The organism is Mycolicibacterium wolinskyi, from assembly GCF_002101965.1.
Classification (GTDB): Bacteria; Actinomycetota; Actinomycetes; order Mycobacteriales; family Mycobacteriaceae; genus Mycobacterium; species Mycobacterium wolinskyi.
This window is the reverse complement of record NZ_LQQA01000005.1, coordinates 226,770-241,678: the sequence shown is the minus strand read 5'-3', so window position 1 is coordinate 241,678 and position 14,909 is coordinate 226,770. Positions and strand designations below refer to the sequence as shown.

Below are 14,909 nucleotides of genomic sequence, written 5' to 3'. Positions count from 1 at the left end.
TAGTCACGTCAGTGAAACCGTCGATTCAGGCCATGCGATCGCTGGTGGCGTTGGTGGCGGCCGAGCTCATTGTCGCGGTCTCTGCGGTGGCGTGGCCGGCCACGGCAACGGCAGAATTCGACCACCCGGGACAGTGGCAGTCGTCTGACCCCGTTCCGGCCGACGGGGCGCCGATGTCAGCCGTTGATGGGAAGCCGGTTCCGATGCGCCAAACCAAGACCTGCGCCACTTCAGCGGTGCTGCCAGACTCGCAGTTCTCGTCCATCCCGGCGATGAGCAAGGGTGTGTTTGACGTTCGTGAACTGCACAAGTACGCCACCGGTGCCGGGATTCGGGTCGGGGTGATCGATTCGGGGGTCAACCCCAACAAGCGGCTGCGGCATCTGGAGCCGGCCGGCGACTACATCGGCGACACCGACGGCACCTTCGATTGCGACCACCACGGGACGCTGGTAGCCGGCTTGATCGCCGCGGCGCCATCAGACACCGATGCGTTCGTGGGTGTCGCGCCCGATGCCACGATCGTGACAGTGCGACAAACCTCCGGGATGTATACCAAGGCCAACTACTACGATCCTGAGCCGTCGTCGCTGGACCTGCTCGCCAAGGCGATCGTGCACCTGGCCAACCTCGGCGCGAAGGTCATCAACATGTCAGTGACGGCCTGTGTGCCGGCTGGCACACAGATCAAGGAGATGGCCGAGCTGAGGGGCGCAATGCGCTATGCAGCTGTCGATAAGGACGTCGTGCTCGTCACCCCTGCCGGCAACGTCGGTGCCCAAGACTGCAAGCAGAATCCCCGCCCGGACTTGCCCGATCCCACGGACGGCTGGGGAGCGGTCGCGACATGGTCTATTCCGTCGATCGTCGACGAGTTCGTGCTCAGCGTGGGCGGATCGACCTTGGAGGGCGACCAGTACGTGAATACCCTGTGGGGCCCATGGGTTGATGTGAGCGCCCCAGGCATCAACATCATCTCGATTGATCCCGAAGGCCGAGAGAACGGCGGCCTGGTCAACGCCGAACTGACCACTGACGGCACCGGTCCGATATCGGGGACATCGTTCTCATCAGCGTTGGTGGCCGGCCTGGCCGCACTGATCCGCCAGGCGGACCCGTCGCTGAACGCTGCGCAGGTCCGCGAGATCATCGTCAACTCATCGCGGCGCACCGCCAGCACAATGGATCCCGTGTTCGGAATCGGACATGTCGATCCAGTGCGGGCGCTCACTGGGGTCGTCAAGCCCGGTCCGCCGCCCTCGCGCGCCATTCCAGACGTGTTCGCCGAGCCCGAACCGATCAAACCTGCCGTCATCGACAAAGGGCGCGCGGTGGGCCTGACCGTACTGGGTATCGGCATCCTCGCCGCGGTGTGCATGGCCTTGTATGCATACCTGAGAGCGGGTGTCGCAGACGACGAGAGGGGCCAGTAATGTACGGACGCCTGCTAGGAATCCGTTGGGAAACAAGGGTGCTGGTTGCCGCTAGCCTCATCATGCTGGTGCCCTTGATGGCGCTGGGGCACGTGCCCCCAATCGCGTTTCTCGCCATCGCAACCACGGCGATTTGCGTCGTCTTGACAGTGCTGGTGAAGTTTCGGGGCGCCAGCATGTGGCAATGGCGTCGAATCCGGCGCAACGGCAACACGCCAGTAGTGTTCTGCCAGTATGGATCTCACAACGGAATAGGGTGGGCCTGGGACGGCGCCGCGATGAATGTGTGGGTTGAAGTGTCACCAGCGCAACCCTTCGCGCTGACCACCGTCTCCTCATCGGGCGCCATTTCGGGAAAGCACATCGATTTGGAGCGGCTTGCCAAGAAGATGCGCCAGCGTGACATCGTGTGTGAGTCGATCCGAGTCGTCACACACGGGTACCGCACCGCCCTGCCCATCGGTCATTCAGCATCAGCTGCGGTCAGCGACGCGATCGGGCCGGTACCGGTGCACACCGGAGGCCGTACGTTCGCTGTCGTCACCGTGGCCACGATGAGCTCGCTGTCAGCGATTCGGGCACGTGCCAAAGACGGCGGGATCCCTGCCGCGGCGTGGGAAGCAGCGTCCAGGGTTCGGGTGGAGTTGGAAGCCCAGGGATTCACCGCCAGAATCATGTCCGAGAAAGCTCTGCGGGCCCTGGGCAGCGAACAAGCCGCACAGGTGGCCTCAGCGCTGGAACACATCCACTCGAATCGTCTCGGAGACGCATCCTCGGTCAAGGTGTTCAGCGTTGTCGCGCAGGGCAGTTCGTGGTCAGCCAGGTCACAACACTTGGCTCGACAGATCCCTGCGCACCGCATCTACGAGAACCTGGCCATCGTCCGCGAGAATGCCGGCACACTACGTGCCGGATACACCGCCAGCTACGTTTCCCAATCAGACCGGATCGTTCGGTCCCTCAAAGGCGCGGGACTGCGGGCAGCATCCAGGCAACAAGTCGGCGTACTGGCCCAGACGATGCCGCCGGCCGCCGGGCCCGCACCAGCGATCCCGCTGCACCCCATTGCCGATTCCGACATGCCCGTCGCGCACCCCGGAGGTGCCGGCATGTACCTGGGGTCCTCACCGGATCTGGGGCGATGCTTCCTGCGGGTAGATCCGGCGTCCGGGCGTGTCCTGTGGCTCGTCGGATCCCGCACCATGGCCCAGCACATGGTGCTGCGAATGGCGATCGGAACTGCGCCCATCACCGTCGAGATACTCAAACGAGCCGACGGCAGCCAACAATGGGAAGAATTCGTGCGACGCGTGAACTCGCCACTGCTCACGATCGGCGCCGCGGCCAACGCCGGCATCGTGGTCTGCCCAGCAGCAGAAGCAGAACGCCTCGCCGCGACCGGTGCAACGGTCATCGCCTTCGCCGACCACTTCACCGTCCAGCCGGAGTTCTCGATCGTGGAAAACAACGGGAGCCTTGTAGCCACCACCGGGCACAACCAGGTCACCGTGCCGTGGTCGATGACAGCCGAAGAACGGCGATACCTACCGGGAATGGAAGCCCGCGCTCGCAAGGCCGTAGAGGAGCCCAGGACTGAAGTGCGGCGCCCACGACCGGTGGAGGCGCCACGGCAGGACAAACCCGCGCCTGTCGATTCGCCGACGATGTTCATTTCGCGCGATGAACCAACGACGTTCATCAGGCGGGCCGACCCGCAAGACCAGTCGACGAGCCGATCATGAACCAGCCGCCGCGCGGAATGTGGTCCAGGCAGCGCCCGTCGCGCAGAAGCTACGGGCAGGGCAGGAGTGTCGTCGGAACCTACGGCAAGGCGTTTCGGTAGTGGAAACTGTCAAGCGGGCAGACCAGCTCGACGTCGGTGAGGAAATCCAACTGGACAACGGCATGTACGTTCAGGTGCGCGGAGTGCACCTACCGGAAACGGAGTGGAACCCGCATAAGACTGTCGTACGTGTCCTGTTGGGATCGACGGGGTGGCACTCCTGGCCAGCGTCCAAATCGGTCACCGTGATTAGCTAGCTCGGCTCAATGATCTGCATCATAGGCAGCGATGACCGCGGCGGAAATCCGGCCACGCGCCGAGACGGCATGGCCATTGTCCCGCGCCCACTGGCGTATCGCCTTGGCGCGCTGCGGATCCGGCGCCGCTGATTTGAGGGTGGCTTTGCGCGCAGTTGGCTTGCGCGCTGCAGCCTTCGCCTTGGCTCGCGGCGCTGCTTGGGCCTTGGCCGGCCGACGTGCGGGTTGGGCCTTCTTGCGCGCCGCCCGGGCTTCGCGGGCCTGGGCCTTCTTGGCCGCGGTGACCCAGCGAGCCATGTCCTTGTCAAACTCGGCAGCATTTTCGGCGTTAAGGACAAGCGAATAGTCCTTCCCGCGAATTGAGAACTCGACGATGTCAACCACTTCGGGATCGACGGGGACTTCGTCGAGATCATCGACGTACTCGACTGTCACAATTTTGCCCACGCAGCGTCCTTCGAGTCAGGGGTGTGCTATTCGCCGAGCAGCGTAACGCGTGCGGCTTGTTACCGCGGCTGCTGGCGGGATAGGTATTCGTTGAACGCCTGGACGTACATCGTTTGGCACACCCGCCGACGAGGACCTCGGCGAAGCTGCGTCTGCGTGGTGAGCTCGGTGGCGATGCGGTGCGCGCGAGTGGCCAGCCGGACGAGCGCACCGTTGTAGGGCGTTCCCGGGGTGATCTGGGGCCGATCAGGCGGCACACGCAGCGCGGTGGACAGGGCGTCTAAGAACTTGTCCGGTCCAGAGATTGCTAGGTGGCAGTTCCACAGGATCGCGGCCGCGGCCGCTGACCTGCCGAGGACGTCGGCGGTGTGAGTGGGACTGGTCGATTGGGGTGGGGCGAGAACGAATTGCGCAGTCATAGGCCGGCCACTTCTTTCTGGATTTGTGCGTTCGATTCTACGAGGCGGTGTGCGTGGGCGATCGCGTTGCGCATCCCCGAAGTTGTGTATCCGAGCTCCACGGCGACTCTGGACGCTGAAACCCCGGTTTCCCGGACAGTCCTTTCCACATCGAGCCACAATCGGGTGGCGAAAAGGCGAGTCTGAAACTGTGCACGGCTGCCGTCGAGGCACATCGCTGCGTACTGCTCGACGCGTGCCTTGAGATCGTTAAGGCGTTCAACCCCAACGGTTCTGCGAAACTCGAACTCTGTGTCACGGTCTCTCGCGTGAACGCCCTGCTTTGATGTGACCAGAATCGTCGGCGCAGAAGGGATTTGGTCGGCGAATCGGGCCACGGCGGTGTGATCGAGTGTCTTGCGGTCGATGTCGCGTCGGATCAGCGTCTTGGAGCATCCGAACTCATGCGCGATCACTCGGACCGGCCAGCGCTTTTCCCACAGGGCCCGGGCCAGTTCGGCGCGGTGAGAGGTGCGGTGGACCAAGGCTCGGACGTTGTCGGGAAGTGTCGCGTTCTTGTCGACTCGTTCTGTCACACGGGCATCCTGGATGCCTTCGGGAATGTAGGTCAGTCGAAGGGCCGGGACACTTCGGTGTCGGGAGCCGGAGTTGGGGTCGGTGCGTACGAAGTCGACCTCGAGCTTGTCGTATAGCGCTGGAAACACTTCGCCGACGAGTATCGCTGACCTGAGCGCATAGATCTCCAGGTCGGTGGGTTGCTTGACCAGAGGATGATTGCGTAGTGCATCAGGGACGACCAGTAGGTGCGGCTCGCCAGGAAGCAGATTTTTGACCAAACCCATTTGGGACACTTCCTGTTTGATCGCGTCAAGCCTGATCATCGCGGATCCTCCGAAGGGTCGCCCTACGCGGTGAATAGTACACAACAAGCCGTTTGGTGAACACAGTTTGAATGTCGCCCGTTGGAGCCTCTTTTTTTGGCTAGTGTTGGAGTGACCGATATTGATCTAGGCGTGCGGGCGGAGGTGTTGTTGTGACGAATGCGGAGCCGGGCCCAGCGCTAGTCGAGCGTGATGGCGCTTCTGCACAGTTCGATCCCAAAACGCCCGCGGACAAACAGCTCCGCGACTGGGGTTGGGACCCCAACAGCCTGAACCCGGCCCAGCTGGAGGTGATGGCTCGGCGCTACGCGCAACCCGAGACTCCGCTCATGCCGCACGTTGACTTCCTTGGGCGAGAGCTTGCGCCCGAAGAGCTGGGAGCCGACGATCTGGCCAACGCGTGGCTTCATGCGAACCCGGACGTCAACGGGGGCACCAAGTTTCTTGCTCTGATCGGAGATGAAGAGACTCGAAACAAGATCGCCGCGAAAGATGACCAACTCCAGAAGGTGAACGCGGCGACACTGGGTATCCGACCCAACGAGCTGGGGTATCGCACAGCCACGTTGAACGGTGCCGCGCCGGAGATCTCGAACATGGCCTCCGCCGCGGACAAACTCAAAGCCGCAGTAGACAAGGTCATTGCGGTACATGGCCGCGCCCGTGAGCTTTACAACGGCCAGTACATGTCGGACTGCCTGACCAAGACCGGCAAAGCGCGCCTGTCCAAGCTCGACGAGTACGTCAAAGCGCTGACCGCGGATGGCGGCGCAGCGCACAAGGCGATCATCGACACAGGTGCAGGGGCCCAAACTGCGTTTCGAGGATTCCACGACGTCGTCGACAAGTACCGCGAGGACATCGCGCGTTACGCAGTGACCACACGTCACGGCCCACTGCCGACGAGAGCCCCCGGGATGTACGGCCAAACATTCGGCCCAATTTTCGCGGGCACCCACGAGGTCGGCTTCGATGACACCGACCCCAAGACCAGCGTTGCTGCTGGTGCCGCGCAAGCGGCTGCAGCTGGAGACGCTATGGGAAAGCTGTTCGCAACGCCCGTGGAAAGCCACGCGGCGGTAGAGGTTGCCTTACCGCGACCCAACGCGCCGAGCAATCCCGGTGGTGGCGGCACTGCCGGAAGCAACAAAGGCCGATCCGGTGCAAGCCCGGCTGGCCCGAAATTGCCTGGGAATGACGGTAATCCGGGTTCTGGCGGTGCCTCGCTGTCAGACCAAGCGCCTCTTGCCGGGGTGGGAATGCCTCCCGCGCCGGGTGTTCCGCAAGTGCCGCAGATCCCGTCTGTCCCGCAGCCTCCGCAGTTCCCGCAGCTGCCCCTGGCCGGCGGACCGAACACAGAGCTGGCCGCTGACCACGCCGATCAGCCGCAACGTGACTCGTTGGACCCCGGCAAGGAACACGAACGCCGTACGTCCCCTGAAGCCCGGGCGGCCGACGCCGCCTTGGCGTCGCCGCCGGTCCTGCGGCCCGGCGACCCGGTACGGCAGAGCCAGATCGGCGCCGACATGAAGCCGCTGGACAAGGACGGCGACGGGCGAATGGACGCCGACGCGATCGCCCCGACGCAACACAACATGGACAAGGATCGCGACGGGCATCCCGACAAGGTGGCCACCGCGGTGATGATCGGCGGCTCCCCACACGCGGTATCGGTGGACGATCCACGGCTGCTGGAGATGATGAACACTCTCGGCGCCGCCACACCAGAACAACCGGTGGATGTGTTGGACGCGGCAGCCAAAGCAGGCATGCCGCTGTCGGGATACGGCCAGTTTCTCGATGATCCGATGAGCGCCAAGACCGGCGATGTGTTGACCGGCAGCAAAGGCACCGGATTTTACCTGGAAGGCGGCCAGGTCCTCATGGAGGACGGGTCAGTGAAACCGCTGATCGATGTGCTCGAATTCCGGCCGCCGCACTCGGGGTTCTTCCATCTGGACCTTCCCGAACTACCGCCGGGTGACGATGAATCAGACGGGAGCTCCATACCGCCATCGGCACCGCCGGCTGCACCGGTGGCGCCGCCATCATCGACTGTGCCGCCGGCAGCCGAGCATCAAGAACCGGCCGCTGCACCGCCCCCGGCTGAGCAGCCAGCACCGAGCATGCCGGCCCCGCAGTCGCCACCTGATGCAGCCGCAGCGCCGGTGCATCAGCTGAGCGCCCAAGCGCCGCCGCCGGAGTCTGATTTGCCATTCCCAGTCATCACAACCGAGTCCGCACCGAGGAGCTGGTAGGCCAACATGACAACATCGGTCGATCGTCAGCAACTGTTGGCTTACCTCGACATCCTCAATGCCCGACTGTCTGCCGTCGGCGACGTCAAAACCCGAATCCAAGAGTTCCGCAGCAAGGAGCAGCACGAATCATCGAGCGTGGCACTCCCTTTCCGTGGAACATCAGGAGTCCTCGGCGCCGGTGACGTCAAGATGTTGCGTGCCGTCGATGCGTACGCCGACCAAACACAGCAGGTCAGGGACAGTCTGAAGAACTTCCTTGACAGCACCGCAGGAATCGACGACGAGCACGGCGAACAAGTGAGTGAGGAGGGCCGCAATGAGCAGGTGTGGACTATCTGATCTTCACCCACGGCCCGGTGTGTCGCCCCCGCCTACCGGCTGCTCTGTGAGGATCTAACTGATGCGTAGGTCGACGATATTCTCCGGCATAGCCGTCGCCGTCTACTTGGCGGCGGTGTACCTGATGGTGTTCATTGTCGCACCAGCCAACCTGCTGGTAGCCGACTTCGTCGCCACCACTGGTATCGCGATACCGCACCCGTCGGGCTGGAACCGGGCAATGTTCGATAACTCTGGCAACCCCGTGCTGTACATGACCGCCACCGGGCTCGTGGCGCTCGTCGGGTACGGGGCGGTCATCGCAGGCTGCGCCTTCTACATCGGCGAGCACCAAGACGCCCGAGCTGAAGCCGATGGTGCGCAACCCGCGTCAACGGGACACCGGCGGGAGATGGCTTCCCCGCCTACGGCCGCCAGGCGCGAAACAAACACCCAGATATTGGAAGGCGATGGTTCACGTGGCGAATGATCAGCAAGTTCAGGTAGACCACGACGAGGTCAAGGAATGGGCCCGCCGTTCCGACGCCATCCACGACGAGTTCAACGAGGCCTTATCGCTTATTGACGAGGCGGTCGCAGAGATCATCGCAGAGGCCTCCAAGTACACCGAAAATGGTGCTCCTGCACCGATATACGTCAACACCGTCGAGCAGTCCAAGATCGCGGCCGGGCACCTCAAAGAGCAGATCGCCAAGCACCAGCAGAACATGAAGCAAGACAGCGAATCTGTTCTCAACTACTCCGAGAAAGTGAAAGAAGAAGCCGTCGAATCCGGTGCTCGCGTGGCCAGCACCGACACACACGTCACGATCTAGTGGAGGGGAGCAGCGGTGACCACCGACAGGGTTCAGATATCCGAGGAGCTCGACAGTAGGCTGCTGGCGACCGGCATCGGATTCGATGACGCGCAGCATGGACTCACCGGCTCAGGTGCCATGCCGACCGAGGGGATCGACCCCTCCTCAATCGCCGCGGCCGAGCAATCCCAACAGCAGACCAATGACCTGATCAAGCAGGGCAAGTCAGCGACGGAGAAAGGCCGCAACCTCGTCCGTGACGGGGAGGAAGAGGCCAGCGAGTCGGCCAAGGACATCGACTCGGTCGACGCAGCTACAGACAAGGACCTCAAAGACGGGCGCCCTGCGACCGAAACATCTGCCGATGCCGCCCAACCTGGCGGCCCGGCGAACGGCGGCCAACCCAGTCCGCTGGGTTCAATGCCAGGGCAAGGAATGCCGCAAATGGGCATGCCCTCCTACAACCCGGCATCACTGCCCACGCCGCCGATGGCCAGCCAGTTCGATATGAACAACGCGCCCAACCGCGACGCACTCAGGACCGCGGCGCGTGAGGGAGTCCGCGACGGCTCGCTGCCGGGATCGCGCGCAGGCCGCCACGACATCGACACCAGCGCCGGCAACACGGAATTTCAGAAGCGGGTTCTTGCCGCGATCGACGCCGCGCTCAATGCCGAACCCCCAATCCCGTATGCGTGGGGCGGCGGGCACGGTGGCGCACCGGGCCCCTCACAAGGCATCCGCGACGGAGGATGGGCCGACCAGAACGGCGACTACAACAAGATCGGTGTCGACTGCTCGGGCTTCTACCGCTGGATGATTTACGAAGCCACCGGGCAAGACTTGGCCAACGGCACCTCGGAATCGCTGTTCGCCTCCGGTGTTCCGGTCTCGAACCCGCAACCCGGCGATGCCGCATTCCCCGGGGATTCCGGCCGGCCGCCCAGCCACATTCAGATCTACATCGGGAATGGGATGGTCGCCGAAGCGCAGAAATCCGGCACCTTCCTGTTGACCAGTGAAGTGCGGCCGGGCACAGAGTTCCGCCGGTTCGCCTAGGAACACGGTGAGGCTGTTGACGATCGCCGCGCGCGATCCCGGGCGCGGAAGGCGTTCGTCGGCCATAACTGAGCACTGGAAGAAATGATGCAGCTTCCCGTGTTTCGGGCGTTCTGGGGCACCATGACCGGGTGGGTGCGCCGCGTTCCCCACTCCCTCATTCGAGTCCTGGCGGCCACGACCGTGGTCACCGGCATGGTGCTGGGGATAGCGGTCATGGTGACTTTGGCCGTGCAGGCCGGAATGACCGTCTTTGCGGGTGTTTTTTCCTCGCCGTCGATAGCGGTGATGGCCTTCCAGCCCTACGCCGACGGCCCTGTCCACATCGATGCGGACGAAGCGGCGCAGGCCAGGCGAGACATTCTCGCGGACAGCGGAAATCCGCTGCGATGCGTGGCGAGCGCGGACATGAAATCGGGTGCCCGGGCGGTGATGGTCTTCGTCGACGCCAGCGATCCCGGTGCTGCGAGTGGCGGCGGGCCCGCCGGCGCCGAGCCGATTCAGGTGACTGACAGCACGGCGGCTCTGCTGCCGCAGATCGAGCAGGTGATCGCCACTATCCCGACCGGCGCTGAGTTTTTCGAGGCCTACGCGTTCGTCGTCACGGCGCTCAACGGTGGTGTTGATTCCTGGGAACGCTTCGTTTCGGTTACAACCCAAATGTATTTAGGCACACCGAAAGACAGCGCCGCAGCCATGGAGACGGCGAAGGTGTTCTTCACACCGGATTCCGACTTCTCGGTCACAGAGGCGCTCTCGGCGGCTGTGATGCTGCGTTTGGCCTCAAACCGGATGGTCAGCGGTGAGCAGTATGCCGGCGCTCTCCTGGAAGCTGCGGTGAATCGCTGCACGAATGAGTAATGGGCTCCGGCGCGCCCCCCGACATTGTCTGGAACACCGGTACGGTCTGGAATGTGTCTGACGATGGACTTGCAAGCACGCCGATGATGCGTCTGAATCTGCCGGATGACGTGCCGTTTCCGGACAGGTTCACTATGGAGCACTGGCAGTATCTTCACTGGTCAGGCAAAGTGGCGCAGATTCCCTACCGCCTGGCGCCGTTCCCGCCGGTAGTGCACGATCCCGGCGACCTCCATGATCAGCTTGTGGCGTGGAACATCGTCGATCCGGTGACAGGCCGTGTCGCCGAAGACGCCGAACATCTCTTTGCTGATCTGACCCGCAACTACAGCCACGCGGTGTTCGGCCAGGTCACATTTCCGGCCAGAGCCCACGACCGCACCTTCGACTATCCCGCCGAGGCGAAAAACTGGGGTCTGTCGGACAAGGTGCACATCGTCCCGCAGGTCCCTTTCCTGGTCACCGTGTGTGAGAACAAGCGGGTAACCACCGCGGTGTCCACGGCAGCAGCCTTGTCGGTCAACACATCCGACTGTGACGCTCGCGATGTTCCAGACGCGTGCTTTTCCCGCGAAATTCTGCACATGTTGGATCCCACCGGAGTGTGGGGACCACGCAACATTCCGGGGATCCGGATTCCCCGCAGTGCCGCCGACGTTTTCGCGGCGGACCCCGTGCTGGGGCGCATCGACGGCTCTCGCGACGAGAAGGCCTTCGCCGCGGCGGTAGCGCGGGTGGCCAACGAGGCTGGTGTGCCCCGCGCGACGGTGAAGGTACTCGCCGATCTAGCGAAAGCCCCTGTCGTGGCGAGACTGTCGATGGTGGCTGCGCGTATCACCGCGACTGGAGAGGACATATCGATGGGCTCAGCGGTGGAAGTGTGGCTGCTGGGCGACGAGACCGGCGGAATGGTGGCGCGCGGGCCCGCGCGAGATCAAAGCGGGCACCTCATGGTTCGATACAGCCCAGCCACGAGCAAGGATCTGCAGGAGTTGATCAGCGGTCTGTTCGCCGAAACAGCAGTCGATCCCCGCGAGCTGTCCGCAGACTTGCGCAACGCCTGGCGCAACCACCTGACCCTCGGATAATTTACCTGCGCGCGAGGGTCGGTACCTGCCAGCGTAACTCCTCGCTTGCTGGCCGACTGCGCGGATTGGTGTTGATCTCAGCCGGACTGCCTCACGACGCCCGTTTGCAATGGTCAGGCGCGCAATTCGAGACCTGATTGCGGCCCTCAAAAGTCGTCCGCACAGCGGCAATCTGGACCGTATCGTTGGAAACAGGTCAGGAAGACGCAAACCACTCCCAAGGAGGATTCCAGTGCCGCAGCTTACCCAGCAGGACGCGACCCAGACTTTGCCGGCGGTTGCTCACCACCACGACTTGCTCGAACAGTACAAGCAGGGCACCCAGCGCTACTCCGGCCACATCCAGGAGACCATGGCGCTCAAGGGTGAAACCCGACAAGCTCTGCAGCAGAACGGTGAGCAGATCGCCGATGCCGGCCAGCGAGTGCAGGACAAGGCCGGCGAGCGTGTCGACGGTATCCGGCAGGTCACCGAGGTCGGAGCGAACACTGCTTCCGAGGGCGCGGGACACATTAGTTCGGTGGAGATCCCGGAATTCATCTGACACATCGGCTCAACGAAAATTCCTGAAAGGAAGTAGATCTCATGTCTGACGTAACTAGCTGGGACCCCTCCCAGGGGGCGGATCTGGTGTCGAGCCTCACCAATGAGGGCAACACTGTCATGGACCTCGGCGAGCAGCTCTTGCAGAGCATGCATCAGCTCACCGGGGATGGTCTGCTCGGCGCCTCGGGCGAAGGCGCAAACCAACTCGCGGCGGTGATCAATGGCACCGCGACTGCCGTCAAGGAAACCACCAGCGAGGTAGCCCGCCATGTGACCAATTACGGCGACAACATGACGCACATGGACGCCCAGTACGGCAACCAGATCGCCGGCGGCTAACTCGACGTCGCGGCGCCGGATTGATAGGCCGCGCCCCAGGAGCATGTCCCGGGGCGCGGCCTATCTGCATCTACGGCCGCCAAAATTGCGTGTTCACACAACGATTCGGCGTGAAGAGCGCAAAGGTGTGTCGGCCGTGGGAATAGCCGAAAAATCCTAAACTCACGATCAGTTGGGACCGATCGAGCGCATCGCGCTCACAGAGCGCAAGGTGACTTATGGGAAACAAATCAGCATCGGTGCAGGACCTCGAGAAGGTGCAGCGCCACGATCGCGCAGACAGCTGCTCAACGTTGCTCCACAGCGACAGCTACGCCAGAGAAATGTCTGACGCCCCAAGCATCTACACAGAGGTCACCGCAGAAGCACTGGATTCCCTCAATCGCGAATGGATCAACGGTTACGCGGCCGTGGTGTCCTACGTGTGCCGCCACGGCGGGCCACCGGCAACGTCGGCCAGAACCCACGGATTCGCCGTCGGAGCCTGGCTCGACACCCAGCACACAGCGCAACTGGCCAGCGTGCAACGAGCAGCCCTGATGGCCATCCCAGGGATAACCCTGTCCCGGTCACCGAAATCATCGATACGGACACGCTCGGTCGAACGCAACGCCGCCTGGGTCCGCATCCAAGCCTGGGCCCAGGCCCGCTACACCGAGCACCGGTGAGCCCGATGCAACTCGTGTACGTCCGCAACGCCAGGAAAGCGAAGTCGGCCCGCATGATTGCGTGCGGCTTCGCGGCGGTTGCCGTCGCAGCCCTGATGACCGGACCTCCGATGCCCGCACAACTGATACCGCTGGCTGGTATCGGCGCGGCAGCAATGTGGTGGGTTGCGCAGCGGCTGGCGGCGACGCCCGACCCCACCGGCCCTGCCCAGCTACTTGGTGACGAGCCGGCCACAGACGTCAACGACCTGGTATTGCCGTCCCGGTTACGCCACGATCCCACCATCGCCCGCGTTGTCCAGGTGTGCCAGGGAACGCTGCGGGATCAAGTGATCCTCGATGTCGACTCGGTCAAGTTCGACGGACAGCACGTGGTTGAGTTCGCGCTAAAGTGCGTCACCGCAGGCGGATTAGCATCGACCGGGCTGGCGACGAGAGTGCAAAACGCAGTCCGCAAAGCGGTCCCCGTAGCGTCAGGGGCAGCGTCATGGAAGATGACTCCCGACAGCAGAACAGACCGCCTCGTGTTCTCCGGTGTGGAGCAGATACCGCGCAAGGTATATCCCCCCAACTGGAATGTGGTCGGCACCCGCGACGAAGCTGGCAGAGTGGGACGCGACCTCACCTGGCGTCTTGGCGAGGCCGCTGACGGGCCAGTGGAACTGTCTGTCAACAAGTTCCCTCACGGCGTCGTGTTCAGCCCTACCGGCGGCGGCAAATCGATCTTCGTCAAGGCGAACATCGAACGTTTCCTTGCCGCAGGGGGTATATCCCTGCTCGGAGATGGGAAGGGCACTGACTACCCGACGTACCGCAACCGCGCGGGCGTTGTCGCGGTAGGGGCCCGCGGCGCAAACGGCATGGCCTACTTCGGGGTCATTGAGCTTGGCCATCGCATCATGAATCAACGTCTAGATCTCGGGCCGAGCAGAAAAATGGCCAATCCCGAGACCTGGGAGGATGTCCCGAGAGTTCTGCTGGTGCTCGACGAGCTCAAGTCGATGCTCGGCATTTGGGACAGCTCCGACCTCGATGCCGATGAAAAGCGATTCATCCAAAGCCGCGTCGACCAGATCGGGGCGTTGGGCCGCCAACCACGAGTGCACCTCTTGATGGCGACCCAGGACCTGTACGACAAGTCAATTCGCGGCTCGTGGCTCAACAACGCCCAGATGCGGGTATGTCTGGCCAAACCGGCAAAACGCGAGGTGCAGAAGGCTTTCGAACCATCTATCCAAGCGGAGGTGCTGCGCGTAGCGGCAGCGTTTGACGACTCAATCCGAGGGCGCGGCATGGTCGCCGCATACGACAGTGACTCAGGGGCCACGGCCATCAAGGAGTTCCAGGGTTACTACGGCTACGCGCCGGGCGAGGATCTCCCGAATGACCCAGAAGGCAACGCGAAGTGGCGTGACTTCAAATCATCGGTATCCGACCGGATCCCACGACTGCACCCACGCATCTGGTTCCGCCTGGACGAGCCGTCCATTCGGCAACAAGAGCTGGAGGCAAAGGAAGGCTCGAAACCGCTGGGGTACATCGATTTCGAACTGTTCACCCCGTCAGAGATCAGCAGGCTCGAAGTGGTGAACCTCGACCGCCAGGACGAATCGGGCGCATGGGTGCCAGATCCAGCGATGCTGCCCTACGATCCCCACCCTCTCAACACCGACTACGTCGGGCATCCACCGGCCGGCGCCGCGGCCGCCTTGCTGCCCCAGGAGATGTGAC

The 14,909-nt window shown here is 63.1% G+C and carries 16 protein-coding genes; 13 read left to right on the top strand and 3 right to left on the bottom strand.

Annotated elements, in window-relative coordinates; all coding sequences use genetic code 11:
* Positions 1-11 precede the first annotated feature (11 nt).
* Entirely contained in the window at positions 12-1,433 is a 1,422-nt protein-coding gene (gene mycP, locus AWC31_RS03110; RefSeq protein WP_085142593.1) for a type VII secretion-associated serine protease mycosin, read from the top strand.
* Positions 1,434-1,729: 296 nt separating this feature from the next.
* Complete coding sequence (locus tag AWC31_RS03105) at positions 1,730-3,175, top strand: hypothetical protein (protein ID WP_165765895.1); 1,446 nt, start codon at positions 1,730-1,732, stop codon at positions 3,173-3,175.
* A gap of 304 nt (positions 3,176-3,479) precedes the next feature.
* Here AWC31_RS03105 and AWC31_RS03095 read toward each other — a convergent pair whose 3' ends face one another.
* Genes AWC31_RS03095 through AWC31_RS03085 form a run of 3 tightly spaced genes read right to left on the bottom strand, consistent with a single transcriptional unit; the run spans position 3,480 to position 5,220 of the window.
* Positions 3,480-3,920 (bottom strand): histone-like nucleoid-structuring protein Lsr2, encoded by a 441-nt coding sequence (locus AWC31_RS03095; protein WP_085142587.1) that lies wholly within the window; start codon positions 3,918-3,920, stop codon positions 3,480-3,482.
* A gap of 59 nt (positions 3,921-3,979) precedes the next feature.
* Positions 3,980-4,339: a hypothetical protein gene (locus AWC31_RS03090; protein ID WP_085142585.1), complete on the bottom strand. Its 360-nt coding sequence runs from the start codon at positions 4,337-4,339 to the stop codon at positions 3,980-3,982.
* Complete coding sequence (locus tag AWC31_RS03085; RefSeq protein ID WP_085142582.1) at positions 4,336-5,220, bottom strand: hypothetical protein; 885 nt, start codon at positions 5,218-5,220, stop codon at positions 4,336-4,338. Before AWC31_RS03085 ends, AWC31_RS03090 begins: the two co-directional genes overlap by 4 nt.
* A gap of 152 nt (positions 5,221-5,372) precedes the next feature.
* On the opposite strand from AWC31_RS03085, the gene AWC31_RS03080 reads away from it, so the two are divergent.
* The 11 genes from AWC31_RS03080 to AWC31_RS03030 all read left to right on the top strand — a co-directional run bounded on the left by AWC31_RS03080 (position 5,373) and on the right by AWC31_RS03030 (position 14,908).
* Entirely contained in the window at positions 5,373-7,478 is a 2,106-nt protein-coding gene (locus tag AWC31_RS03080; RefSeq protein ID WP_085142580.1) for a hypothetical protein, read from the top strand.
* Between the two features lie 6 nt (positions 7,479-7,484).
* On the top strand, positions 7,485-7,820 hold the full coding sequence (locus AWC31_RS03075; protein WP_085142578.1) for a hypothetical protein: 336 nt from the start codon (positions 7,485-7,487) through the stop codon (positions 7,818-7,820).
* A gap of 124 nt (positions 7,821-7,944) precedes the next feature.
* Positions 7,945-8,289, top strand: coding sequence for a hypothetical protein (locus tag AWC31_RS03070; RefSeq protein ID WP_133060074.1), 345 nt, complete (start codon positions 7,945-7,947; stop codon positions 8,287-8,289).
* The gene (locus AWC31_RS03065) at positions 8,279-8,635 is read left to right on the top strand and encodes a hypothetical protein (protein ID WP_085142574.1); all 357 of its coding nucleotides are present in this window, start codon (positions 8,279-8,281) and stop codon (positions 8,633-8,635) included. Before AWC31_RS03070 ends, AWC31_RS03065 begins: the two co-directional genes overlap by 11 nt.
* Before the next feature lie 15 nt (positions 8,636-8,650).
* Positions 8,651-9,676 carry an NlpC/P60 family protein gene (locus tag AWC31_RS03060; protein ID WP_085142571.1) on the top strand — a complete coding sequence of 342 codons (1,026 nt, stop codon included), beginning with the start codon at positions 8,651-8,653 and terminating at the stop codon, positions 9,674-9,676.
* Between the two features lie 84 nt (positions 9,677-9,760).
* Positions 9,761-10,537: a hypothetical protein gene (locus tag AWC31_RS03055; protein WP_085142568.1), complete on the top strand. Its 777-nt coding sequence runs from the start codon at positions 9,761-9,763 to the stop codon at positions 10,535-10,537.
* Positions 10,537-11,625, top strand: a complete 1,089-nt coding sequence (locus AWC31_RS03050; protein ID WP_085142565.1) for a hypothetical protein — start codon at positions 10,537-10,539, stop codon at positions 11,623-11,625. Before AWC31_RS03055 ends, AWC31_RS03050 begins: the two co-directional genes overlap by 1 nt.
* Positions 11,626-11,857: 232 nt before the next feature.
* Positions 11,858-12,169: a hypothetical protein gene (locus AWC31_RS03045; protein WP_085142562.1), complete on the top strand. Its 312-nt coding sequence runs from the start codon at positions 11,858-11,860 to the stop codon at positions 12,167-12,169.
* Between the two features lie 41 nt (positions 12,170-12,210).
* Positions 12,211-12,510 carry a hypothetical protein gene (locus AWC31_RS03040; RefSeq protein ID WP_133060073.1) on the top strand — a complete coding sequence of 100 codons (300 nt, stop codon included), beginning with the start codon at positions 12,211-12,213 and terminating at the stop codon, positions 12,508-12,510.
* 323 nt (positions 12,511-12,833) lie between these two features.
* Positions 12,834-13,178, top strand: a complete 345-nt coding sequence (locus AWC31_RS03035; RefSeq protein WP_133060072.1) for a hypothetical protein — start codon at positions 12,834-12,836, stop codon at positions 13,176-13,178.
* Positions 13,175-14,908: a P-loop NTPase family protein gene (locus tag AWC31_RS03030; RefSeq protein WP_133060071.1), complete on the top strand. Its 1,734-nt coding sequence runs from the start codon at positions 13,175-13,177 to the stop codon at positions 14,906-14,908. The genes AWC31_RS03035 and AWC31_RS03030 overlap by 4 nt, the downstream gene beginning before the upstream one ends.
* Position 14,909 lies beyond the last annotated feature (1 nt).